This is a genomic window from Polaribacter sp. IC073 (genome assembly GCF_007997075.1).
In the GTDB taxonomy this organism is placed as follows: domain Bacteria; phylum Bacteroidota; class Bacteroidia; order Flavobacteriales; family Flavobacteriaceae; genus Polaribacter.
In genome coordinates, this window is sequence record NZ_VORS01000004.1 from 273,267 (window position 1) to 296,978 (window position 23,712).

The window sequence follows — 23,712 nt, forward strand, 5'->3', positions numbered from 1 at the left end:
AATATTTTTAGTTAGAATGACTTTAATTTACATCTAGAAGCGGCGCTAGTGTTATTACAAGTTTAAATTCTTAATTCTTTCCAACAAAGTTGGGTGTGAATAATGCATAAAAACATAGGCAGGATGAGGCGTTAAATTACTCAAACTATTTTTAGATAATTTTTTTAAGGAGGTAATTAATGGTTTTGATGCAAAAGTTTCTTTGGCAAAATTATCTGCTTGGTATTCAAACCTTCTAGATATGTAATTCATAAACAAACCTGTAATTTCAGAAATTGGTGAATATAAAATTCCAAATGCAATTAAACCAATATGAAAACTAGGTGTGGTAACTCCCAAAGCTTCTGAAAATAATGGGGAATTCACAAAAAGTGATAAAATAAACAGAGTAAACCCAGTTAAAAGAATAGAAGTTATCAAATTAAAGATAATGTGTTTTCTTTTGTAGTGCCCAACTTCGTGTGCTAAAACGGCTACAATTTCTTCAGTTTCTAAATCATTTATTAAGGTATCAAAAAGTGTGATTCTTTTCTGAGAACCAAAACCAGAAAAATAAGCATTTGCTTTTGTAGAGCGTTTAGAGCCATCAATAACAAAAATATTATTGATTTTAAAACCAACCGAAGAAGCATATTTTTCTATGGCAAATTTTAATTCTCCGTCTTTTAACGGCGTTTGTTTGTTAAATAAGGGTACAATTAGTTTTGCGTAAAATAGATTCATAAACAAGGAGAAAACAGCTACTAAAATCCACGCATAAACCCAGAAGTTTCTCCCTGTTTGTTGATAAAACCAAATAATGATTGCTAAAATTCCGCCACCAATTAAAATAGACATCAACCAACCTTTTAGTTTGTCTAACCAAAATATTGTTTTTGTAGATTTGTTAAATCCGAATTTTTCTTCAATAACAAATGTTTTGTAGTAGGAGAAGGGTGTTGTTAAAATATCTGATCCTAACATGATAACGCCAAAGAAAAGAAGCGCCACCAAAATAGCATTGTCGGTTAAGCTTCTTGCAAAATTATCTACATATTTAAAACCGTCTGCAAAAAAGAAAACAAGTGTTAATACAAATGAGAAAGTACCGCTAATATTAGAGAATTTCTCATTTGTCTTTTTATAGGCTTGTGATTTCTTGTATTCAGTTTTATCATAAACATCTGACAACTCTACTGGAATTTTATCATCAAAATGTTTTGCGTTTAACGCATCTATAATTTTATCAATAATAAAACTAATGACTAAAATGGAAATTAATATGTAGAATAAGGAAGTTGGTGTCATTATATTTCTTGGGTAATTTAGCTATATTTAGATAGTACGTTATGTAATTTTTAATTCAATTGGATAAGTCTTTCGGAAGCTAACTTTCTTACTTCTGGGTCTTTGTCTGTTTTTGCTATTTCTGTTAAACTTGGTCCAAAAGTTATTTTGCTAACAGCATTCTCTCTTATTTTAGAGTCTTTATCTGTTGTAGCAATTATATACAGCGCTGAATCTTTGTTTATACTACTTGATATGGATGTTGTTTTTTCTGATGTACGATCCAATTTTAATCTAACATTACAGCTAACTAATAATACTGTAGCCAATAAAATTAATAAGAATCTTAATGTTTTCATAGCTTGTCGTTTATTTAGTTTTTATAAAGTTCAACTTTTAAAATGATATTATATCATTTTAAAATCAATAATTTACATCTGTGTTGTTTGCTAAGTTTTGTTTTTATAAGATTAGTAACAAACTTAATGAACTCTCATTTTATTTTGAGAATTGAGTAAAAAGGAATTCAAAATAAAAATTAGAACCTATTTACACTTCTTACTAGCATACATTGCAGCACCAATAATACCAGCATTGTTTCTAAATTCGGCAACTTTTACTTTTACATCTGTAGTTAAGTATTGTTTAAAATTATCATATTTTTTGCTAATTCCGCCACCTAAAACAATTAAACTTGGTGTAAAAACAATTCGAACATATTCTAATAAAGAATCGAATCTTTTTGCCCAATCTTCTAAAGATAAATCTTCTTTTTTTCTTACAGAGTCTGCAGTGTGAAACTCAATAATTTTCCCATTTGTATGCAACATTCTTCCAACTTCTAAATTCGGAATTAACTTTCCGTTGTAAAATAAGCCAGAACCAATACCTGTACCAATTGTAATGACAAGTACAACTTCTTTTTCATTTTTTGCAGCACCTAAACTAACTTCTGCTAAACCTGCTAAATCGGCATCATTACTTACAAAAAACGGAAGGTTACATTCTTTTTTGAATAGTTTGTCCACTTTTACATTTAACCATTTCGGACTCAAATTACCAGAGTGAATGCATTTACCGTCTACAATTGTGGTAGGAAAACTACAACCAACGGCCTTTTTCCAATCGAAATGTGCAATCATTTCTTTTACAACTTTAGCCACTGCTTCTGGTGTTGCAGGCTTTGGAGTTGCAATTCTAAATCTTTCAGTTAGTAGTTCGCCTGTTTTTGTATTTACAACAGCTCCTTTAATTCCAGAGCCACCAATATCTATCCCTAACATTTTCATACTTTATATTTTAAATTCTCTTTGTCTTTTTGCTTCAAACAAAACAATGGCGGCCGCAACAGAAACGTTCATAGAATCTATTTTTCCTTGCATTGGTATGTTGATGTTTTGCGTTGCTTTTTCTCTAAAAATAGCAGATAAGCCCGTTGCTTCTGTGCCTACAACAATAGCAGATGCTTCGGTATACTTTTCTTTATGATATTCGTTTGAATTCTGCAAAGTAGTGGCATATATTTTAATATTATTTTCTTCCAGAAATTCAATAATTTCTTCGGAAGTTCCTACGCCAATTTGATTTGTAAAAACACAACCAACACTAGCTCTTATAATATTAGAATTGTACAAATCGCTTTTAGGATTCGCAATAAAAACAGCATCTATATTTGCTGCATCGGCAGTTCTTAAGAGTGCCCCAATATTTCCTGGTTTCTCAACACCTTCTGCTACTAAAATTAATGGATTTTCATTTTTAAATTGAATACCTTCTAATGTGAAGTTTTTTGCTTTTGTAACGGCAATAATTCCTTCAGTAGAATCTCTGTAGGCTAATTTTTGATAGACTTCTTTAGAAATTAGAATTCTATTTACATTTGAATTAAAGAGGTGTAAAACTTCTTGTTCAGAAATTAATCCCTCAAAAAATAAAACAGTATCAAAATTATAATTTGTAGCAATGGCAAGTGATATTTCTCTTTTTCCTTCAATAATAAAAAGTCCTGTTTTTTTACGCTCTCTAGATTTCTCTTGTAACTTTAAAAGTTCTTTAATATAAGAGTTTTGTATGCTGGTAATTTCTTTCATCGCTGCAAATATACCTAATTATGGGGATTGTATCATTTCACTTTTTTACAAATATTTGTATTGAATTTTAAAACGACAGATTATGAAGAAAATTAAATTTTACTTAGTTGCGTTCTTTTGCGCATTTGTAATGATGTCTTTTACTTTAAGTAAGATGCATAATACTGATACAGATTTTATTAAAATAGAAATTCCCTTAGATAATATAGACATTCCATCTGGTTGGGGTGCTTGGAGCACAACAGGTTGTTTAAAAGGTTTAGATTTTAGAGTTAGAAACGATAGCTATAACAAATACGCCAAAAAATACAAATGGTATATCCAATTTAGAAATAGATATAGAGAGAATATTCACCTAAGTTTTAAAGCAGTGGCACCAAGTGAAAGAAATGAAATTAAAAGAACAGAAAAAACTACAGACAGAATTCATGTAGACGGAAATTCTGGAACTTATAAAACCTATTATCTGGTTAATTCGCGCTCATCTGTGTATGTTTATGTGAATAAAATTAGAATTGGCGCTAAAGATTATGGGTATGATTATTATAATTGTGATAAATAATATACCTAACTGTAGGTATTGTAAAATAAAATAATTCGTACAATATTTGTAATGCAGCAAAACTAGCGTTCTATATGCTGTTTTTATTTGAATTTTATTGTCAAGAAAAAGAGAATTGTAAGTTCAGTTTTATTTTTCGAACTGTTTTTAATGAAAAAGGCTCGCAAATAGCGAGCCTTTTTTATATGAATAAAAAATAACTTATTTTGTTTTATACTTATTAGAATAGCGTTTCCAAAGTTCTGTTTGGTGCGTTTCTAAACTAATTTTTCTACCTTGAATAAAAGCATCTGTTAAAATATTACCACGCATTTCTAAAGCATCTCCTTCAGAAATAAATAACGTTGCATCTTTACCAACTTCTAAAGAACCTGTAAAAGAATCAATTCCTAAAATTTTAGCCGTATTTAAAGTAATTAACTGTAAAGCTACTTCTTTGTCTAAGCCAAAAGCCGCAAATGTACCTGCGTAGAAGGGTAAGTTTCTTGTATTCATACGTTCCATTTGTCCTTCCATACCCAAACTAACCAAAACACCTTTGTCTATTAAGGTTTTTGCAATAGTGTATGTAGAATCATAAGAGTCATCTTCGCTATTTGGGTTTCTGTGCGGTCTTTCTAAAATGACAGCAACATTATTTTTCACTAATAAATCGGCTACTTTATCTGCATGTTCTCCATGTACAATGGCAAGGTTATTAATGCCTAATTCTTTCGCAATGGTAATAGCATCTGTAATTTCTTTTTGTCCGTTTACGTGAATAAAAAGTTTTTTAGAACCGTCAAACAAATCAGCTGTTGCTTGGTAAGGCAAGTGCGTTTTGTTTTTATTGCCTGCTAAATAATTTTTAGCATTCATAAAATAAGATTTTATCTCCTCAATTTTACCAGGATATTTAGTATCTGGTTTTAAAGCAGGATCTTCTCCTAACCACCATCTGCCGCTTGTAAAACTAGAAGGCCAATCCATATGAATACCATCATCTGTTTTAATTGCAGCGTCTTCCCAATTCCAAGCATCTAATTGTACAATAGAAGATGTACCAGAAATAGTACCACCTCTAGGAGTTATCTGTGCCATTAAAACACCATTTGGTCTCATAGATTCTACCAATTTACTTTCTGCATTGTAAGCGATTAAGCTTCTAATATGCGGATTCATAGCACCAATTTCATCTTCATCATCACTTGCTTTTACAGCATCTATTTCTACCAAACCTAACGTAGCATTTGCTGCAATAAAACCAGGATATACATGTTTTCCTTTGGCATTTATAACAGTTCCTTGTCTTGCAATTTTTACCATTGCGCTGCCAACAAACGTTAATTTACCCTCACTAAACATAATTAGAGAATTCTCTATTACTTGTCCGTTTCCTAAGTGTGCTGTTGCACCTTCAATAGAAAAGGCAGTAGTTTGTTTGTCTGCCGGTGTTTGTTGTGCGATACTATTTCCTACTAAGAAGAAAAATAGCATACTATATATTATTTTTTTCATCATTTCTAGTTATTAAGTGCTTCTAAAGTATCACAGTGAAAGTTTCTATCTCCTCTTTTCATTGGAACTTTTGTTTTACCACCATTCATTTTTTCATTCAACATCATGTCAATCAATTTACTTTTTTCTAGTTTGATTGCTTCACGTTTTTTAATATCTTCTGCTCTGTCAAAGAAAACTTTACCATCTACAATTGTCTTTTCTACTTTTGTGTAAATAGACATTGGGTGATGGCTCCATAAAACAACATCTGCATCTTTTCCTTCTTTAATACTGCCCACTTTATCATCAATGTGTAATAATTTTGCAGGATTGATAGTCACCATTTTCCAAGCTTCTAATTCCGACATGCCACCATATTTAATAGTTTTAGCTGCTTCCTGATTCAAACGTCTAGACATTTCTCTATCATCAGAATTGATAGCAACCGTAACACCAGCATTGTGCATAATTGCAGCATTGTATGGTATTGCGTCATTTACTTCGTATTTATAGGCCCACCAATCAGAAAAAGTAGAACCACCAACACCATGTTCTGCCATTTTATCGGCAAGTTTGTATCCTTCTAAAATATGTGTAAAAGTGTTGATTCTAAAATTGAATTTCTCTGCAACTTTCATCAACATGTTTATTTCTGATTGTACATAAGAATGACAAGAGATAAAACGTTCTCCGTTTAAAATTTCAACCAAGGTTTCCATTTCATCATCTTTTCGATACGGATTGCCACTTTTCTTTAAAACTTCATATTCTTGGGCTCTTGTAAAATAATCTGTAAACATTTGTTCTACACCCATTCTTGTCTGCGGAAAACGAGTTCCGTTGCTACTTCTAGATTGTTTTACGTTTTCACCTAAAGCAAATTTTATAAATTTCGGAGAATTGTCATAAATCATATTCGCAGCACTTTCTCCCCATTTCAATTTAATGATTGCAGAACGCCCACCGATTGGGTTTGCAGAACCATGTAATATTTGCGAAGAAGTTGTTCCTCCAGAAAGGTTTCTATAAATATTGATGTCATTAGGGTCTATTACATCTTCCATCGTTACTTCTGCAGAAGAATTTTGCGCGCCTTCATTAACAGCTGAAGCTGCAATATGAGAATGCTCATCTACAATACCAGCAGTTAAATGCTTTCCTGTTCCGTCAATTTCTGTTGCTCTTCTTGCCTTTAATTTTTTACCTATTTCAGCAATTTTTCCGTCTTTTAAAAGAACATCTATATTTTCTAAAATACCAGCATCTTCACTTGTCCAAACGGTTACATTTTTAATTAAAATAGTTTCCGTTTCTGGTAACTTATAATTTCCAAAACCAAGATTAGGGTAACTTACCGGAAGCACCACAATGGCGTCTTCTTTCTTTTTCTTATTCTCTTTTTTCTTGCTATCTTTTTTTACTTGCTTACTGGCAGACCAAGAAGTTTCATTTCCTTGAGTATCATAAGCGGTTCCTTGCATTACATTGGCAGCGTTAATGATTTTACCCATCATTCTAGTGTAATCGCTATCTTCATTTAAAGTGATAGAAACCCAATCATCTGCAAAAGAAAATTTAGACTTCACTTTTTTATCCCCCATTTTAATAGCGCCAGTTTGTTTTGCTCCTTTACCAGAAATAGTTAAATCGTAGTTTTTACCATTAACAGATAACATGTAATTTCCTGTTATGTCTTTAATAGTCATATCATTTACTACATTTTTGTCTCCCTGAACCCAGTTTTCATAAATGGTAGTTTTTGCATCAAAAATATCTCCAGAAGTTACAATAAAGTTTGCGTAACTTCCTGTATTTAAGTTTCCGATAGCATTGTTACCAATAATAGTTGCAGGAATTGTAGTTAAAGAAGCCAACGCTTTTTCTTTATCGAAACCATACTTAATTGCTTTCTGTAAGTTTTTATGAAAAGACTTTACAGATTTTAAAGAACGTGTAGTCAATGCAAAATTAACCCCGTTTTCTGATAATACTTTTAAATTAGACGGTTCTTGATTCCATTTACGCATGTCTCTTAAAGAAATTTGTTGCGCTAAAAGCGGATTAGAAACATCAAAAGCTTTACTAAAATTAATAGGTATAATAAAGTTTGCATTGGTGCCTTTAATATCACTAATTCTTTCAAACTCATCTCCAGAACCAACAATTGTGTATTGAATTCCGAATTCATCCCCCACTTTATCTGCTCTTAAAGCATCCAATAAATTTCCGGTTTCAAAAATTTGAACTAAGTTTTTATTACTATTTAACGCCTCTAAAGCCATATCTTTATTTTTCATGTTGCCATTAGCATACCAAGAAGCATCATTATACATCTGGCGTAATAATGCCATTGCACCCATTCTAGAACTAGGATATGCTTGTCTAGAAGTTGCACTTTTAGAAAATGATAAGTACTGCGCAGATTTTGTATCTAAAATTCTATAAGCATCCGAAGAATTAGCATTCAACGCAATGAGCAATCCGTTTCCACGAATAATACCATCTTGCATGTGTGTATTTACAACACCAAAACCAGCATTAATAAGTTCTGTTGCTTTTTTAGAATCGAAAGAAAAATCTTTGATAGGATCTACGTCTGGTCTCACATGATCGTTCCAATAATAGCCTTCGCGCGAAGCTTCATATTGTGCAGTTCTAGAGGTACTAGCAGCTCTTTTAGGTTTCTGAATTCCGAAATCTGAATACAAATCGATAAAAGAAGGATACATTGTTTTTCCTGAAAGGTCTACAATTTTTGCACCTTTAGGAATTTTAATAGATGTACCAACCTGTATCACTTTACCGTTTTCAATTAGCAAGGTGGCGTTTTTAAGTACCTTTTTTGGTGTTACATAAATTGTGGCATTGGTAAATGCTGCCAGGGTGTTGTCTGTTGTTTTTACTCCTGCATCTGTTGGAAAATAATCTTGCGAGTGCAAGGAAATAGTCAACATAAACGAGCAAAATAAGAGTAGTTTTCTCATGAGTTTGATATAGTTATTTGAATTAATTGCTATAAATTTAATTAGAAGCAATTTGTAAATTGTTAAAAGAAATTACTTTAACATAAATTTAAGAAAACTAGCTTTCTTCTGCAGTTTCAAAATAAGTAATTAATAAATCAACAACATAATTGTAAGAGGCAATTCCTTTGTCTTGTTTGTTTGCTTTTAAATAGGCGTTATATCCTTTCTTTACAAGCGGTTCAAACGGATTCTTATATTCTTGCCAAAATAAATAACTGTTGTTAAAATCTTTACCAACTCCTTTGTTTACCGTTCGCCAAAGTTCTTTAGATAGCTTTCTGTCTCGTTTTCTAAGTTCAGAAATACAATAACTAAAGGCCATTCTATAACTCGCATATTTAAAATAAACATCGTCATTATATGTAGCTGCTAAAAAACCAACAAAATTAGCTTCATTTTCTGCAGCAAAACCAATTTGATGCGCCATTTCATGACAAACAGTTGTTGGATACGCCGTTTTAGGAATTCGGTCATTTACTTGTGCTTCTCCTGTTAACGGATTAAAATAACCTGCAGTGCCATTATAAGTTTGCAATAAACTCATTAAAGAACTTTTTACTGAGGCATGTTGGTATTTTAACTGTGGGAAATCTTTAGCCAAATGAGCATAACCAGAAAGAGCCATCGCGTACATTTCTTTTGGTTGATATTTACTTTCAACCTTTAAAGTATCGATTTTTGTGATCTCAAATTGATAATAATTTAATTTTCCGATAATCTGTGCTGTTACTTTTTGAAGTTGTGCAGTAGTATATTTTTTTTGCTGATATTTTAGGTTCTTCGCCAAAGGTTCTCTATAATAGTTCAATCCCCAAAAAAGATAAAAACAAAAATAAAGGATTGATAAAATTGCAGTAAAATGAATGATTTTAGGAACAAAATCTCTAAACCGATTTTTTATCAATCGTACAATAAAACGAAGAAAAATAAATAGTAAAAAAGCAAGCACTACATCACCAAAAGAAAATGGAAGCCAACCGAGTAGAATTCTTAAAAAAGTAGCAATAGGAGGATAGATTCCGTTGGAATAATAACGTTCTATAAAGGCAGGGTTTTTAGCTGCCAATTGCACAAGTAAGACTTGAATAGGTAGTAAAATAGTTAGAAATAGCTGTTTCTTGTTTATTTTCATTTGGGTAAAAATAAGAATTCAAAATAGAAGTTGACTGGTTATTAACAAGATAATAACAATTTAGTTTACAATAAATGTCAACAAATAAATGTTCTATTTTAGAAAAAAATAACAAAGTAAAAAAGTACATTTGTAGCCATGGAAAAAACGAAGCCAATCGCAGCAAAAAAGATAGACAAGAGTAGAATTATCAGTCTTGAAAAAGGGAAAATTCCGCCACAGGCAGTAGAACTAGAGGAAGCTGTTTTAGGTGCAATGATGATTGATAAAAAAGGGATTGATGATGTAATTGACGTCTTAAGTCCCGATGCTTTTTATGACCAAAAACATAATGAAGTTTATGCTGCTATTTATGAATTATTTCAAAATTCTCAACCCATAGATTTATTAACGGTTTCGAACCTGTTAAAAAAGAATGGAAAATTAGAGTTTGTTGGAGGTGATTTATTTTTGATTCGTTTAACTCAGAAAGTAGCTTCTTCTGCGCATATCGAATTTCATGCTAGAATTATACTACAAAAATTTATTCAACGTAAATTAATTTCAATTTCAAGTGAAATTATAGAAAATGCATATGACGAAAGTACAGACGTTTTCGAATTATTAGATGATGCCGAAGCAAAACTTTTTGAAGTTACCCAGGGAAATTTAAAAAAGAGTTCTGAAGATGCAGGTTCCTTGGTAAAACAAGCATTAGCAAAGATTCAAGAAATTGGTAACTCAGAAGGAATGTCTGGTTTACAGACAGGTTTCACCAAGTTAGATGCGTTAACTTCTGGTTGGCAACCCTCTGATTTAGTGATTATTGCTGCACGTCCTGGTATGGGGAAAACAGCATTTGTAATTTCGATGGCAAAAAATATGGCAATCGATTTTGGTCACGGAGTTGCTGTATTCTCTTTAGAGATGTCTTCTGTTCAGTTAATTACGCGTATGATTTCTTCAGAAACGGGCTTAACTTCAGAGAAATTAAGAAAAGGAAATTTAGAGCCTCATGAATGGGAGCAGCTAAACGTAAAAGTGAAAAAACTTTCTGATGCACCTATTTTTATTGATGATACTCCGTCTCTTTCTGTATTCGATTTACGTGCAAAAGCACGAAGATTGGTATCGCAACATGGTGTAAAAATTATTGTAATTGATTATTTACAATTAATGACAGCTGGTGGAAAAGCAGGAGGAAATCGTGAACAGGAAATCTCTATGATTTCTCGAAATTTAAAAGCATTAGCAAAAGAATTAGAAGTGCCTGTAATTGCACTTTCTCAGTTATCACGTGCGGTAGAAACGCGTGGAGGAAGTAAAAGACCTCTACTATCCGATTTACGTGAATCTGGTGCTATTGAGCAAGATGCAGATATTGTTTCTTTTATTTTCCGTCCAGAATACTACGGAATGACAGAATGGGACGATGATGAGCATACGCCATGTGAAGGACAAGGTGAATTTATTGTTGCAAAACACAGAAATGGTGGATTGGATAATATTCGTTTGAAATTTACAGGACATTTAGCCAAATTTTCAGATTTAGAAGAAGGTTTTAGTTCAGAATTTCAATCTTCTATGAATGCAGATTTCCCTGATGATCCTTTTGCAAGTGAAGGCGGAATTGATCCAAAAGATGCTTTTGGTGATACAGATGTTCCTTTTTAACTATTAAATATCCTATAAAATTATATAAATACACAATTGCTTCCTCGTAATTGTGTATTTTAGTTTTTGATATGAAAAAACTCTTAACAATCCTAACATTTCTCTTAATCTCAAACTCAATTTGGGCATCTTTTATATATGTACCCATGAGTAATGATAACCAGAAAAATCATTTAAAAGCATACGGAATTGTCTTTTTCTCTTTAGAAGTGGATTTAAAATCGAAATGGTTGTTAAATTATGATGGAGGCGCATTTTTAATTGAAAATAATAAAATTGTAGAAAATGAATGTAAAATTCGAGGAGTTTCTTATCAAGTTATTTCAGATGCAAAAGCACAATTAATTTTACAAGAAATTGCTGCCCCATCTTCTAATCAAGATGCAGTAACTTTAGAAAAAGCACCAAAAATAGCGGTTTATTCGCCAAAAGATAAAATGCCTTGGGATGATGCTGTGACCATGGTTTTAACCTATGCCGAAATTCCATTTGATGTTATTTACGACAAAGAAGTTTTAGAAGATAAATTGTTGATTTACGAATGGTTGCATTTGCATCATGAAGATTTTACAGGACAATACGGTCGATTTTATGGTGCTTTTAGAACAGCACCTTGGTATATAGAAGGAAAACAAAGAGCAGAAAAACTAGCAAAAGAACTTGGCTACTCTAAAGTGTCACAAGAAAAATTAGCCGTTGCAAAAAAGATTAGAGATTATGTTGTTGGTGGTGGCTTTATGTTTGCCATGTGTTCTGCAACCGATAGTTTTGATATTGCGCTATCGGCAGAAGGAATTGATATTGCGGAAGCAATGTTTGACGGTGATGCATCTACACCAAACTATCAATCTCAAATAAACTACAATAAAACATTTGCATTCAAAGATTATCAATTAATTAAAAGCCCTACAACGTATGAGTTTTCTTCTATTGATATGACCAGCAAACGAAAAATACCTAAAACATCAGATTATTTTTCTTTGGTAGAGTTTTCTGCAAAATGGGACCCTGTACCAACCATGTTAACGCAAAACCATACCACTTTGGTAAAAGGATTTATGGGACAAACCACTTCTTTTGACAGAAATACAGTAAAGAGCAATGTATTGGTTTTGGGTGAAAATATAGTGAATAGAGAAGCTCGTTATATACACGGAACGAAAGGAAAAGGAATGTTTACTTTTTATGGAGGTCATGATCCGGAAGACTATACACACAGAGTTGGCGACCCAAAAACAGAACTAGATTTACACCCAACTTCACCTGGTTATCGTTTAATCTTGAACAACGTATTGTTTCCTGCAGCGAAGAAAAAGAAGCAAAAAACCTAAACTTATTTTTGCTGACTTAATTCTTTGATGTAATAGGATGGTTTTAACCCTGTTTTTTTATGAAATGCATTCGCAAAAGATTCTGTTGTATTAAAACCAACTTCTTTAGCAATCGCTTTTATAGAATACTTTCTAATACGTTCATTATTATTTAAAAGTTCTATGGAATAGTCAATTCTCAAATCTCTAATGTAACTAGAATAACTTTTATTCTTATTAGAATTTATAATTTTAGAAAGATAATTAGAATTTGTTTTTAAGTGAGAAGCAAGTCCTTTAAGACTTAATTTCGTATCGGTAAATTTATTATTTTTTTCAAATTTATCTAAACCAATAAGTACACTTTCTATTATGTCTTTAGAAATATTTAACGCTTCTATTTCTTTAACTTTAACGTCAGTTTTAGGAATTGCCATCCTGCTTTTTGCTTTTATAAATTGCTTGAAACGTTCTTTTAGTATTTTCTTTTTTCGATTTTGATACATTAGTAAAAACAATATGATTATTGAGAGACCAAAAATAGCATAAGTCGCTTTTTTAGAAGTATTAAGATTGCCTTTTAACTCACTTATGATTTTCTCTTTTTGAGCATTTAATTTGGGAATTTCATATTCATTTTTAAATGTTTGAGCCAATTTTTTTTCATTGGTATTTAAGGTACTATCTACTTTTAAAAGCTTTTCAATATATACTAATTGGTTTTTTAAATCTTCTTTCTCTTTATAATAATTAATCAAAAAATGATAACTACTTTTTTGAGTAGGAAGTGCCATGTTTATTTTTTGGTGTAGCGAATCGATTAATAAATTATAGTGAAATGCTTTTTCTTTCTGGTTTAACTTTACATACGATTTTGCGATATAATTATAAGTTTGTGATAGCGTTCGGTAGTTTTCGTCTAGAACTGTCCACTTTATGGAGTTTTTTAGGTTAACTATTGCTGTTTGATAATTTTGTTGACTATAATTGATTTCACCTTGTCTATATTTACTGTAGCTTATGAGCTTTTCATTTTCTATTAATTTTGAAAAATTAATAGCTTTATTATTAAAAAAACTAGCTGAGTCAAACTTTTTTTCTTTTAGGTAACTAGAAGATATGTTAGATAATAGAGAGAAATATCCTATGTTATTTCTAAATTTAGGATAGTTATCGTAAAAATGATACACTTTTAAAAACATTTTTCTTGCCGCATCAAACTGTTTGTTTCTTGTTTTTAAGTTTGCCACCCTCTCCAAAGCAATGTATTTTAGACTATCATTTTTATATGAGTTTGCAGACTCTATTGCAGAAAGATAATTTTCTAAAGATTTGTCATTTATTTGATGTATAATGTAATAATTACCTTTTTCTAAATAAGCATACGTAGGAAACATTTTATTTGGATTCTTTTTTGTCTCACTTATTAATTTATTTAAATAATTCAAATAAATCATTTCATCCTCCAAAACCTCACGTAAAAAGTAATATCCAGTTATGGTGTTTATAGTATCATTATTTTTTTTAGCTTTTTCTAGGTATACAGTAGCATATTTCTTTGCTTTAATAGAATCCGTAAATTTATTCTCATAATATTTATCTGCATAATAATTATAAGAGGAATCTAGTGATGAAGAATCTTTGTTTTGAGCATTAGTAGGTAGATAAAACAACAACAATATAAGATATATAGTCGATTTATTGATCATAGGAGCTTTTTCTTTGCTGACAAAAGTAAAATATTATTTTAAAGTTGTACTATCATTAGGCAACTATTATAAGGGCTTTATCACTTTTTTTAGGAGTCGAAATTCGTGAATTCAGACTATAAATCTTTGTGTATTTTACTGCTCATGCGTTTCTTTGAACAAGAAAAGGAGTGCAGTAGCTTTAATTAAATGTATTCGTTACATTATGGGATTATTACTGTGAAAAAGTATCTGTTGCGCACTCTTTTTTCTATTTATTTTTTTCATTTATTTTAAAGATAAATCCAATCACTTTCGTATTTTTGTTGCCAGATAATTAAAATAACAAGATGCCAACAACACAACAGTTACAAGATTTTACGCAACAAGTTCGTAGAGATATTTTAAGAATGGTACACAAAGTAAACTCTGGTCACCCAGGAGGTTCTTTAGGATGTGCAGAATTTATCACTTGTTTATATCAAGAGGTAATGGACTATTCTACAGATTTTACGATGGATGGAAAAAATGAAGACCTATTCTTTTTATCAAACGGACATATTTCACCTGTATTTTATAGTGTTTTGGCACATAGTGGCTTTTTCCCTGTGGCAGAATTATCAACTTTTAGGTTGTTAGATTCAAGATTACAAGGGCACCCAACAACGCACGAAGGTTTACCTGGTGTAAGAATTGCTTCTGGTTCTTTAGGACAAGGAATGTCTGTTGGTTTAGGGGTAGCACAAGCTAAAAAATTAAACGGAGACAACAAAATAGTGTATACTTTACATGGTGATGGCGAATTGCAAGAAGGGCAAAACTGGGAAGCAATTATGTATGCATCAGCAAAAAAAGTTGATAATTTAATTGCAACAATCGATTTAAACGGAAAGCAAATTGACGGTGCTACCGACGATGTTTTACCAATGGGAAGCATTAGAGCAAAGTTTGAAGCTTTTGGTTGGGATGTTTTAGATGTTGAAAAAGGAAATGATATTGAAGCGGTATTGGCTGGTTTAGCAGCAGCAAAAGCATTAACAGGTAAAGGAAAACCAGTGTGTATTTTATTGCACACAGAAATGGGGAACGGAGTAGATTTTATGATGCACACACATGCATGGCATGGTAAAGCACCAAGTGATGCTCAATTAGAAAGCGCATTGGCTCAAAACCCTGCAACTTTAGGAGATTACTAAAAATTGAATTTTAAAATCAAAATTATATTTATAAGAAAGCTTTTCAATTTAATTGAAAAGCTTTTTTTATGGTTTTATTTTGATTTGAAGTGTAAGAATACCTTTACCTTTACAACTAACAAATTAAAATTGATTCAAGTTTAAATCATTTATTATTCAAAAAATTACATGAAAATAGGTATTGTATGTTACCCAACATTTGGTGGAAGTGGAGTAGTTGCTACAGAGTTAGGAATGGCTTTAGCAGACAAAGGTCATGAAGTACATTTCATCACGTACAATCAGCCAGTTCGTTTAGATTTTTTATCACATAATTTGCATTTTCATCAAGTAGTGATAGAAGAATATCCACTTTTTGAATACCAGCCGTATGAATTAGCGTTGTCTAGTAAAATGGTAGAAGTTGTTAGAAAACACGAATTAGAAGTTTTACATGTGCATTATGCTATTCCGCATGCCTATGCAGCGTATATGGCAAAACAAATGTTAAAAGAGAAAGGCTTAGATGTTAGAGTTGTAACTACATTACACGGAACAGATATTACTTTAGTAGGAAGTCACCCAACCTATAAAACAGCAGTAGAATTTAGCATTAATAATTCGGATGTTGTAACTGCCGTTTCTAATAGTTTAAAAGAAACGACGAATAAATTATTCAATATTACAAAAGATATAAAAGTAATTTACAACTTTATTGATGTAGAAAAGTATGAAATTGCAGATAAAGAAGAATGCAAACGTATGGCATTAGCAAAACCCAATGAAAGAATTTTTACGCATATTAGTAACTTTAGACCCGTAAAAAGAGTAGAAGATGTTGTTCGTGTTTTTGGTGAAGTGAGAAAAGAAATTCCTGCTAAATTATTAATGATTGGCGAAGGGCCAGAAAGAGCAAAGGCAGAAAAATTAGTAAAAGAGTTAAAATTAACAAAAGATGTTTTCTTTTTAGGAAACAGTACAGAAGTTGCTAAAATATTATGCTATTCAGATGTTTTTTTATTGCCTTCTCAAACAGAAAGTTTTGGTTTGGCCGCTTTAGAAGCAATGGCTGCAGGAACTGCTGTAATTTCTACAAATACTGGTGGTTTGCCAGAAGTTAATATTCATGGCGAAACAGGTTATTTAAGCAACTTGGGTGATGTTGCAGACATGGCAAAAAATGCCATTTCTATTGTAAAAGACGATGCAATTTTAGAACGATTCAAACAAAATGCTAAAAAACATACCAGGCAATTTTCTTTAGAAAGCATACTTCCTGTTTATGAAGAAATTTATAAATCTTGTTATAAAAGTAATGTTTCATAAATAAAAAGCTCAAACAAATGAATGTTTGAGCTTTTTTTATGTAATTCAGTACAATTATTTCCCAAAAATACCACCAAGCATTCCGCCAAGTCCACCAGATTGTTTTTTATCTCCACCGCCTAAAAACATACCAGCAACATCATCAATAACGCTTCCGTCACCATCTGCATCTAGCATTTTTTCTAAAAAATTCTGGTCGTTATCCGCAGAATTACCTCCTAATAAACCACCTAAAAGACCTGTTAAATCGCCAGAATTACTAATGTTTTTCTCTTTCTTTTGTTTTGCTAAAACGCCCATTAAAATAGGAGCCGCAATTTTTAAAATATTTGCGACAGAACCAGCGTCTAAACCAGATTTCTGACCAATAATTTTTTCTACACCTTGTTGTTTGCTTCCTAAAACATGATTTAAGATGCCTGCACCGTCTTGTTTTACACGCTCATCAACTCCGTCACTAAACAAACCACCAAGATTGTCTAAAATACTCCCATCATGTTTACCAGATAAAGCCCCCATTAAGCCTGCGGCACCTTCAGGAGTTGCAGCATTTCTTTCCATAGCTTTCATTAATAAAGGTAAAGCCATTGTTAAAGCACTACTTGTTTTAGCTGTATCATTTCCTGTAGAACCTGCTACACCAGAAACAATCTGTTTTCCTAAATCACTACTCAATAAGTCTAAAATACCCGCCATTTTTATGTTTTTAATAATTAATATGAATGTTTTCTAATTTTATGACACAATATACGCATAAAGTCACCTCATTTTTAATTATTTTTTTATCTTTCCATTCTAAAATAATTTTAAACAATCTAATGAAGAATTTAGCATTACACTGGAAAATTTTAATGGGAATGGTACTCGGTATCATTTTTGGTTTTATTATGAATACTGTTGATGGAGGTAAGGGTTTTGTTACAGATTGGATAAAACCATTCGGAACCATATTTATCAATCTATTAAAGTTAATTGCAGTGCCATTAATTTTAGCCTCATTAATTAAAGGAATATCAGATTTAAAAGATATTTCTAAAATTAAAAAAATGGGTTTAAGAACTATCTCTATATATGTTGGTACTACTTTAATTGCCATTATTATTGGTTTAGGTATTGTAAATATTGTAAAACCAGGTGCAGGAATGTCTGCTGACACCATTGAGAAAATTAAAGCTAAATACGAAACAGATTTAGGTGTAACCGATAAGTTGGTAAAAGCATCGGCTCAAAAAGATGCAGGTCCTTTACAAGCTTTAATCGATATTTTCCCAAGTAATATTTTTCAGTCATTTGCAAATGCAAGCATGTTGCAAATTATCTTTTTTGCCATGTTTGTAGGAATTTCTTTGTTACTAATACCAGAGAAGAAAGCAAAACCACTAGTAGATTTCTTCGATTCTTTAAATGAAATGGTCATGAAAATGGTCGATTTAATTATGCTTTTTGCACCTTATGCTGTATTTGCACTGTTAGCAAACGTAATTATTGCTTTTGATGATACCGAGATTCTCTTAAAATTATTGGTGTACGCACTTTGTGTAATTGGTGGTTTATTATTAATGATTGCTTTCTACTTAGTTCTTGTGAAGGTGTATACTAAAAAATCTCCTTTATGGTTTTTAAAGCAAATTAGTCCAGCTCAATTATTAGCATTTTCTACAAGTTCTAGTGCGGCAACATTGCCGGTAACTATGGAGCGAGTAGAAGAACATTTAGGCGTAGATAAAGAGGTTTCTGGGTTTGTTTTACCGGTAGGAGCAACTATAAATATGGATGGAACAAGTCTATACCAAGCAATTGCTGCGGTATTTATTATGCAGGTAATTTGGCCAGAAGGTTTAACTTTTTCGAATCAAATTATAATTGTGTTAACAGCATTATTGGCTTCTATTGGTTCTGCAGCAGTGCCAAGTGCAGGTATGGTAATGTTGGTCATTGTATTAGAATCAATTGGTTTTCCGGAAGAATTATTACCAATTGGTTTGGCATTAATTTTCGCAGTAGACAGACCTTTAGATATGATGAGAACTACGGTAAATGTAACCGGAGATGCTACTGTTTCTATGTTAGTAGCCAAATCTTTAGGGAAATTAAGAGACCATCCGCAAGAAAAAAATTGGGACGATAATTACGAAAAAGTAAAATAAAGAAGTTTGTGGTTTTTAGTGGCAGTAGATATTAAAAAATAGGATGTAAATTTCATGTAATGTGCGCGAGAAAAAATTTTTGAAAAATAATTTTCACTCGAAAGAGGTGTCTTTTTACGCTACTATTAATACACTATCACATCCAGTGATTTTCATTTTTCGCAAAATGGTATCGAGATGTTTTTAAAAAAAATACAACACAATAAATAATTATGTCTTTAAAAATTACACATCCTTTAGTTTCTGTAGATTGGTTAAAAGACAATGTAGATGCCAAAAACCTCATTGTTTTAGATTGTACAATTCCGAAAGTAACTTCGGATGCCGTTATTTCTGAATCGAAAACTCAAATTAAAGGGGCTGTTTTTTTTGATATACAACATAGTTTTTCTGATAAAAATGCAATTTTTCCAAATACCGTTTTGGCGCCAAAAGCATTTGAAGTAAAAGCACAAGAATTAGGCATCAATAAAGATTCTATATTGATTTGTTATGACGATTTAGGTACGTATTCTTCACCGAGAGTTTGGTGGATGTTTCAATTAATGGGCTTTAAAAATGTGGCTGTTTTAAATGGAGGTTTGCCAGAATGGAAAGCTAAAAACTATCTGGTTGAACAACCAGAAGTGCAGCAACCAAAAAAAGGAAATTTTAAAGTTGTGTACCAACCAGAAAAATTAAAAGAAACTACAGATGTTCTTTATTCTATAGAAAATAAAAACGTTTTAATAGTAGATGCACGTTCAAAAGGAAGATTTTACGGTACAGCTCTAGAACCTAGAAAAGATGTAAAAAGTGGGCATATTCCGAACTCAGTGAGTTTGCCTTTTGAAGAAATTCAACAAAACGGAAAAATGAAATCTAATGTAGAGTTGATAAAAATTTTCAGTAATTTTAGAAATAATAAAGAACTCATTTTTACTTGCGGATCTGGAATAACGGCTGCTATTTTAGCTCTCGGTGCTACCATTGCAAAAGTAGAAAATGTGGCTGTTTATGACGGATCCTGGACAGCGTGGGGAAGTACAAATAATTTACCAATAGCTTTGTAATTATGAAATTAGAATGGACCAGAAAAGAATTTGAAGCCTACGTACTTTTATACGCAGCACATTGCAATCGTATAGAAGACATTGCAGAACAAAATTATATTCGTACTAAAATAAACGAAAAAACATTTCATAAAATGCATACCGAGGTGGTGCTAGATTGCGAAGAAGAGAAGTTGCATAAAATACAACATTATGTTTCTCTAAACAATTTCTCTCAAGAAGAAAAAGAGGGGTTGTTAAGAGCTGTAAAACAAGTCTTTTTTGCAGATGGCTCTGTAGATACTTTAGAAAAGAATCTCTATAAAATTTTGAAGAAAATTATAGATTAGTTTGGTATAGCTACCTGCCAATTTCCTGTAAAAATAAAAAGCAATTGCTTTTATTTAGAGCATATTTTGATGTTTTTTTACTAAATTTATCTTAAACACGGTTTCAATCAATAGAAAAAACCTAAAAATCACTATATTTGATGCATTGAGCTATTTATAAAGTAGCTTACCATATTTAGTAGAATTTAGGGAATGACCTTGGATTTGTACATCAATTGAACAAAAAAAAGCAACACATTATTTTGAATTCTAACGAAAAAAAAACGACGACACCTCAAACCTTAAACGATTTAATAGTCGCCTTAAATGAAGGAGAGAGGACGACTTACAATCACATAATACACACAACAAAATTAGAAGCTACTGCTTTTAAGACCTACGCCTCTTGGTCTAATAATTGTTATACTAGAAACTGTATTGTAGATTCAGAAAAATTTGAACTCATTTTAATTTGTTGGCGCGAAGGAGACCAAACAGCTATTCATGACCATGGTGGCGAAGAATGTTGGGTAAAAGCCATAGAAGGGGAGTTTAAAGAAACCATTTATAAGAAAGATGAAACAGGCGAATTAAAAGCTGTTAAAACTACTATTTCTAAACCGAATGACATTACCTATATGAAAGATTTTATGGGGTTTCATCGGTTAGAGAACATGTCTAAAAAGAGAAGTATGTCACTTCATTTATACGCAAAACCAATTCGTAATTGCAATGTTTTTAATGAAGATTTAAAAACCTTCGAGAACAAAAATTTAGACTACGATACCACAGCATAATCAATAACATACTTTAAAAGATAAAAAATAATATGTCTAATATTCCCAGTGATTTAGCTTTATTTAATGAACTTGCAGCGACTTTAATTTCTGAAGAAGAAAAAAATCCGGTAGCAGAAAGAATCGATTCAGATAAATTGTACGAAACGATAGATCTTTCGCTAAATGATGGCGCAATGATAGATGATGCTTTTAAATTGTTATTAAAAGAAGTGTTAATTTCAACACCAAAAACAGCAACTAATTTATTTTTTAATCAGTTATTTGGTGGGCGACAAAGCAAAGCAATTTTAGGAGATTTGTTGGCCGTAATGCTAAACAATAGCATGTACACCTACAAAGTTGCGGGGCCACAAGTTGGTATAGAGCAAGAAATTATTAGACAATCTTGCAATTTAATTGGTTATGGTGCTGCCAGTAACGGCACGTTTCCAACGGGCGGTTCTATGAGTAATTATATGGCTTTGGTTATGGGGCGAGACGCAAAAGATCCGGAGTGTCGATTAAACGGAATGTCGAAACCATTAATTATTTATACCTCTAAAGAATCTCATTATTCAAATGCTAAAAACGCAAGTTTTGCAGGTATTGGTAGAAATAATATTAGATATATAAAAGCAGATGCCAAAGGGAGCATGTTGCCGGCAGCATTAGAAGCGCAAATTTTAAAAGACATTGAAAATGGTGGCATTCCTACGTATGTAAATGCAACTGCAGGAACCACGGTTTTAGGTGCTTTTGATCCTATAGATGCCATTGCAGACATCACCGAAAAGTATGAAATTTGGTTGCATGTAGACGGCGCGTATTGCGGAAGCGTACTTTTTAGCGAGAAATACAAACACTTAATAAAAGGAGTAGAAAGATCGAATTCTTTTAGCTATAATGCACACAAAATGTTAGGTACACCTTTAACGTGTTCTATTATTTTAGTGAATGATAAAAAACATTTGCACGACTCTTTTAGCAACGATGCCGATTATTTGTATCAAACAGATGGAGATGATTTTAACTTGGGTAAAACCTCTTTTCAATGTGGAAGAAGAAATGATGCTTTAAAATTCTGGACGCTCTGGAAATCTTTGGGAACAAACGGATTGAAAGACATTGTAGAGCAACAATTTAATTTGGCAAATGTTGCTTTAAAGTACATTAGAAATAACCCAGATTATACCTTGTACAGCTTCGATGATTCAATTTCTATTTGCTTCAATTATAAAAATATAGATCCGATAGCGCTTTGTACAGCCTTATATGAAAATCAAATTACCGTTGTTGGTTTTGGTTCTTTTAACGCCGATACTTTTGTTAGATTGGTTACTATTAATGCGAATAATAGCGAACAAGACATTTTAAATTTCTTTAAGGTTTTAGAAGATTTTGCTTCGAAAACACCCAATTTATTAAACATAAAATAGAAAAGTAGTTTCAAAAAAACGACTTGTTAAATACACGCGCACATTATTATGTGTTGTGAAATTACTGTTTTAAAATAATTTTGTATCGAGAATAATTACCGTAAACTTCTCGATACAAATGCTTAAAAAATTGAACGTATTCAAACTTCTAAAGCAATATTTTAAAATAAGAACGCCTTTAAGAGCTATTATTCTATCGTTATTTGGTTAATTTCTTGCATAATTTTATGCGTTTCGGTTAACGCTACAATAATTCTAGAACAATTAAAAATATCATTAAATTCTAGAACCCTGCCTTTTTTGTCTTTTAAATCTTTTTTATAATCATTTAATAATTTTTCCATCCATTTTCCTTTATTTGTGCTGCTCAAAGTGTATGGTGGATTTCCAATAATACACATTACAGGCGTATCTCTCTTGATATGGTTGGCTTCATTGGATTCCGAACTCAACTAATTGCAAATAATGTACCCGTATCTGGGTGGTATTCTTCTAAACTATTTGTTAAATATATTTTTGTTCGTTGGTTAAGTTGCTTGGTACCTCGCATGACGGTGTAACAAGTTTCTTTCAGCAATAAATCTATCTGTAAATGTGCCATTGCGTAGGAAGCCATTAACAATTCAAAACCATTTAAATGCGGTAATAAACCTTTTTCTGCATAGCTGCTCCAAATCCCAGATTGTCCTTTAATTTTTTTTATGCACGTGTTTTATTACTTCGGATAAAAAAGTACCTATACCTGTTGCTGTGTCTAAAATTTGCACTTTGTCTACTTCTTTGTCTACTTCTTTGTCTATTTCTTGGTAACCACTTTTAAACTTTTTATTGGCAATGTCTGTTTCTACTTTTACGTTAGTTTTAGAGGTATCTGCCAAATCTTTGGGTGTAATGTCATGAATTAGAATGTCTTTAAAAGCCAATATTTGCTCTTATAAAGTACTGTTTTCTTGGTTTATTTCATCGCTATTTAATGCTTATTCTATCACATCAGACAGCAAACGGACTTTATCCGCCGTCATTTCTGCTAGTTTTAGAACTTTTTATGTTTTGCCCAATATGGGGTCTAAAATCTTTGATCATATTTGTAAACTTTTCAAAATTTTCTGAAATTGGTTTTAACTGATTGTTTACAATTTCTGCAGTGGCAATTTTGGTAATAAACTCACCATCTTGGTAGATATGAAAATCGATATAATCTTTAAAAATAAGATTGGTTAATGAGTCTTTGTACCTATCAAACGGCTCTTTATTACCCGGTTTATTTTCCCTTTAAATCTTTA

Annotated in this window: 22 protein-coding genes; 10 read left to right on the plus strand and 12 right to left on the minus strand. The window is 31.8% G+C overall.

The genetic code is table 11. The annotated features are described in order from the left end of the window. Positions 1–54 precede the first annotated feature (54 nt). From ES045_RS08155 to ES045_RS08170, 4 genes are all read right to left on the minus strand, one after another. Complete coding sequence (locus ES045_RS08155; RefSeq protein WP_147115200.1) at positions 55–1,287, minus strand: M48 family metallopeptidase; 1,233 nt, start codon at positions 1,285–1,287, stop codon at positions 55–57. Between the two features lie 50 nt (positions 1,288–1,337). Beyond that, a complete protein-coding gene (locus ES045_RS08160; protein ID WP_147115203.1) occupies positions 1,338–1,625 on the minus strand; it encodes a hypothetical protein in 288 nt (95 codons plus the stop codon). 186 nt (positions 1,626–1,811) lie between these two features. Further along, positions 1,812–2,555 carry a polyphosphate--glucose phosphotransferase gene (gene ppgK / locus ES045_RS08165; RefSeq protein WP_147115205.1) on the minus strand — a complete coding sequence of 248 codons (744 nt, stop codon included), beginning with the start codon at positions 2,553–2,555 and terminating at the stop codon, positions 1,812–1,814. Positions 2,556–2,558: 3 nt separating this feature from the next. Beyond that, positions 2,559–3,356, minus strand: coding sequence for a TrmH family RNA methyltransferase (locus ES045_RS08170; RefSeq protein ID WP_147115207.1), 798 nt, complete (start codon positions 3,354–3,356; stop codon positions 2,559–2,561). Between the two features lie 82 nt (positions 3,357–3,438). Between ES045_RS08170 and ES045_RS08175 the strand changes: the two genes are divergently transcribed. Beyond that, positions 3,439–3,918, plus strand: coding sequence for a hypothetical protein (locus ES045_RS08175; protein WP_147115211.1), 480 nt, complete (start codon positions 3,439–3,441; stop codon positions 3,916–3,918). Between the two features lie 201 nt (positions 3,919–4,119). On the opposite strand, the gene ES045_RS08180 is transcribed toward ES045_RS08175, so the two are convergent. From ES045_RS08180 to ES045_RS08190, 3 genes are all read right to left on the minus strand, one after another. Then, positions 4,120–5,415: an amidohydrolase family protein gene (locus ES045_RS08180; RefSeq protein ID WP_147115215.1), complete on the minus strand. Its 1,296-nt coding sequence runs from the start codon at positions 5,413–5,415 to the stop codon at positions 4,120–4,122. A 5-nt stretch (positions 5,416–5,420) separates the two neighbouring features. Next, positions 5,421–8,381 carry an amidohydrolase family protein gene (locus tag ES045_RS08185; RefSeq protein WP_189663050.1) on the minus strand — a complete coding sequence of 987 codons (2,961 nt, stop codon included), beginning with the start codon at positions 8,379–8,381 and terminating at the stop codon, positions 5,421–5,423. Positions 8,382–8,478: 97 nt separating this feature from the next. Continuing rightward, positions 8,479–9,555 carry a DUF3810 domain-containing protein gene (locus ES045_RS08190; RefSeq protein ID WP_147115218.1) on the minus strand — a complete coding sequence of 359 codons (1,077 nt, stop codon included), beginning with the start codon at positions 9,553–9,555 and terminating at the stop codon, positions 8,479–8,481. A gap of 138 nt (positions 9,556–9,693) precedes the next feature. Here ES045_RS08190 and dnaB point away from each other — a divergent pair, with 138 nt between their 5' ends. After that, positions 9,694–11,208 (plus strand): replicative DNA helicase, encoded by a 1,515-nt coding sequence (gene dnaB, locus ES045_RS08195; protein ID WP_147115221.1) that lies wholly within the window; start codon positions 9,694–9,696, stop codon positions 11,206–11,208. 146 nt (positions 11,209–11,354) lie between these two features. Then, a complete protein-coding gene (locus ES045_RS08200; protein WP_147115224.1) occupies positions 11,355–12,539 on the plus strand; it encodes an asparagine synthetase B in 1,185 nt (394 codons plus the stop codon). A gap of 2 nt (positions 12,540–12,541) precedes the next feature. On the opposite strand, the gene ES045_RS08205 is transcribed toward ES045_RS08200, so the two are convergent. Next, entirely contained in the window at positions 12,542–14,227 is a 1,686-nt protein-coding gene (locus ES045_RS08205; protein WP_147115227.1) for a response regulator transcription factor, read from the minus strand. Between the two features lie 329 nt (positions 14,228–14,556). On the opposite strand from ES045_RS08205, the gene ES045_RS08210 reads away from it, so the two are divergent. Then, positions 14,557–15,402 (plus strand): transketolase, encoded by an 846-nt coding sequence (locus ES045_RS08210; RefSeq protein WP_147115230.1) that lies wholly within the window; start codon positions 14,557–14,559, stop codon positions 15,400–15,402. A 168-nt stretch (positions 15,403–15,570) separates the two neighbouring features. Next, positions 15,571–16,707, plus strand: coding sequence for an N-acetyl-alpha-D-glucosaminyl L-malate synthase BshA (gene bshA / locus ES045_RS08215; protein WP_147115233.1), 1,137 nt, complete (start codon positions 15,571–15,573; stop codon positions 16,705–16,707). A 54-nt stretch (positions 16,708–16,761) separates the two neighbouring features. On the opposite strand, the gene ES045_RS08220 is transcribed toward bshA, so the two are convergent. Then, entirely contained in the window at positions 16,762–17,403 is a 642-nt protein-coding gene (locus ES045_RS08220) for a DUF937 domain-containing protein (RefSeq protein WP_147115236.1), read from the minus strand. Positions 17,404–17,525: 122 nt separating this feature from the next. Between ES045_RS08220 and ES045_RS08225 the strand changes: the two genes are divergently transcribed. From ES045_RS08225 to ES045_RS08245, 5 genes are all read left to right on the plus strand, one after another. Further along, positions 17,526–18,854, plus strand: a complete 1,329-nt coding sequence (locus ES045_RS08225) for a dicarboxylate/amino acid:cation symporter (protein ID WP_147115239.1) — start codon at positions 17,526–17,528, stop codon at positions 18,852–18,854. 212 nt (positions 18,855–19,066) lie between these two features. Beyond that, positions 19,067–19,906, plus strand: coding sequence for a sulfurtransferase (locus ES045_RS08230; protein WP_147115242.1), 840 nt, complete (start codon positions 19,067–19,069; stop codon positions 19,904–19,906). Between the two features lie 2 nt (positions 19,907–19,908). After that, on the plus strand, positions 19,909–20,235 hold the full coding sequence (locus tag ES045_RS08235) for a hypothetical protein (RefSeq protein WP_147115245.1): 327 nt from the start codon (positions 19,909–19,911) through the stop codon (positions 20,233–20,235). A gap of 242 nt (positions 20,236–20,477) precedes the next feature. After that, positions 20,478–21,011: a cysteine dioxygenase gene (locus tag ES045_RS08240; protein WP_223267211.1), complete on the plus strand. Its 534-nt coding sequence runs from the start codon at positions 20,478–20,480 to the stop codon at positions 21,009–21,011. Between the two features lie 32 nt (positions 21,012–21,043). Continuing rightward, positions 21,044–22,429, plus strand: a complete 1,386-nt coding sequence (locus ES045_RS08245) for a pyridoxal phosphate-dependent decarboxylase family protein (protein ID WP_147115251.1) — start codon at positions 21,044–21,046, stop codon at positions 22,427–22,429. A gap of 188 nt (positions 22,430–22,617) precedes the next feature. Here ES045_RS08245 and ES045_RS16370 read toward each other — a convergent pair whose 3' ends face one another. The 3 genes from ES045_RS16370 to ES045_RS16380 all read right to left on the minus strand — a co-directional run bounded on the left by ES045_RS16370 (position 22,618) and on the right by ES045_RS16380 (position 23,352). Further along, entirely contained in the window at positions 22,618–22,881 is a 264-nt protein-coding gene (locus ES045_RS16370) for a hypothetical protein (RefSeq protein ID WP_189663052.1), read from the minus strand. Beyond that, positions 22,878–23,045 (minus strand): hypothetical protein, encoded by a 168-nt coding sequence (locus ES045_RS16375; RefSeq protein ID WP_189663053.1) that lies wholly within the window; start codon positions 23,043–23,045, stop codon positions 22,878–22,880. The genes ES045_RS16370 and ES045_RS16375 overlap by 4 nt, the downstream gene beginning before the upstream one ends. A gap of 73 nt (positions 23,046–23,118) precedes the next feature. Beyond that, positions 23,119–23,352 (minus strand): hypothetical protein, encoded by a 234-nt coding sequence (locus tag ES045_RS16380; RefSeq protein WP_189663054.1) that lies wholly within the window; start codon positions 23,350–23,352, stop codon positions 23,119–23,121. Positions 23,353–23,712 lie beyond the last annotated feature (360 nt).

Coding starts and splice junctions, on each gene's coding strand:
- ES045_RS08190 (WP_147115218.1), bottom strand. CDS start 9,555: ATGAAAATAAACAAGAAACAGCTATTTCTAACTATTTTACTACCTATT.
- ES045_RS16375 (WP_189663053.1), bottom strand. CDS start 23,045: ATGGCTTCCTACGCAATGGCACATTTACAGATAGATTTATTGCTGAAA.
- ES045_RS08160 (WP_147115203.1), bottom strand. CDS start 1,625: ATGAAAACATTAAGATTCTTATTAATTTTATTGGCTACAGTATTATTA.
- dnaB (WP_147115221.1), top strand. CDS start 9,694: ATGGAAAAAACGAAGCCAATCGCAGCAAAAAAGATAGACAAGAGTAGA.
- ES045_RS08220 (WP_147115236.1), bottom strand. CDS start 17,403: ATGGCGGGTATTTTAGACTTATTGAGTAGTGATTTAGGAAAACAGATT.
- ES045_RS08235 (WP_147115245.1), top strand. CDS start 19,909: ATGAAATTAGAATGGACCAGAAAAGAATTTGAAGCCTACGTACTTTTA.
- ES045_RS08230 (WP_147115242.1), top strand. CDS start 19,067: ATGTCTTTAAAAATTACACATCCTTTAGTTTCTGTAGATTGGTTAAAA.
- ES045_RS08210 (WP_147115230.1), top strand. CDS start 14,557: ATGCCAACAACACAACAGTTACAAGATTTTACGCAACAAGTTCGTAGA.
- ES045_RS08155 (WP_147115200.1), bottom strand. CDS start 1,287: ATGACACCAACTTCCTTATTCTACATATTAATTTCCATTTTAGTCATT.
- ES045_RS08180 (WP_147115215.1), bottom strand. CDS start 5,415: ATGAAAAAAATAATATATAGTATGCTATTTTTCTTCTTAGTAGGAAAT.
- ES045_RS08170 (WP_147115207.1), bottom strand. CDS start 3,356: ATGAAAGAAATTACCAGCATACAAAACTCTTATATTAAAGAACTTTTA.
- ES045_RS08175 (WP_147115211.1), top strand. CDS start 3,439: ATGAAGAAAATTAAATTTTACTTAGTTGCGTTCTTTTGCGCATTTGTA.
- ES045_RS08225 (WP_147115239.1), top strand. CDS start 17,526: ATGAAGAATTTAGCATTACACTGGAAAATTTTAATGGGAATGGTACTC.
- ppgK (WP_147115205.1), bottom strand. CDS start 2,555: ATGAAAATGTTAGGGATAGATATTGGTGGCTCTGGAATTAAAGGAGCT.
- ES045_RS08245 (WP_147115251.1), top strand. CDS start 21,044: ATGTCTAATATTCCCAGTGATTTAGCTTTATTTAATGAACTTGCAGCG.
- ES045_RS08200 (WP_147115224.1), top strand. CDS start 11,355: ATGAGTAATGATAACCAGAAAAATCATTTAAAAGCATACGGAATTGTC.
- ES045_RS08185 (WP_189663050.1), bottom strand. CDS start 8,381: ATGAGAAAACTACTCTTATTTTGCTCGTTTATGTTGACTATTTCCTTG.
- bshA (WP_147115233.1), top strand. CDS start 15,571: ATGAAAATAGGTATTGTATGTTACCCAACATTTGGTGGAAGTGGAGTA.
- ES045_RS08205 (WP_147115227.1), bottom strand. CDS start 14,227: ATGATCAATAAATCGACTATATATCTTATATTGTTGTTGTTTTATCTA.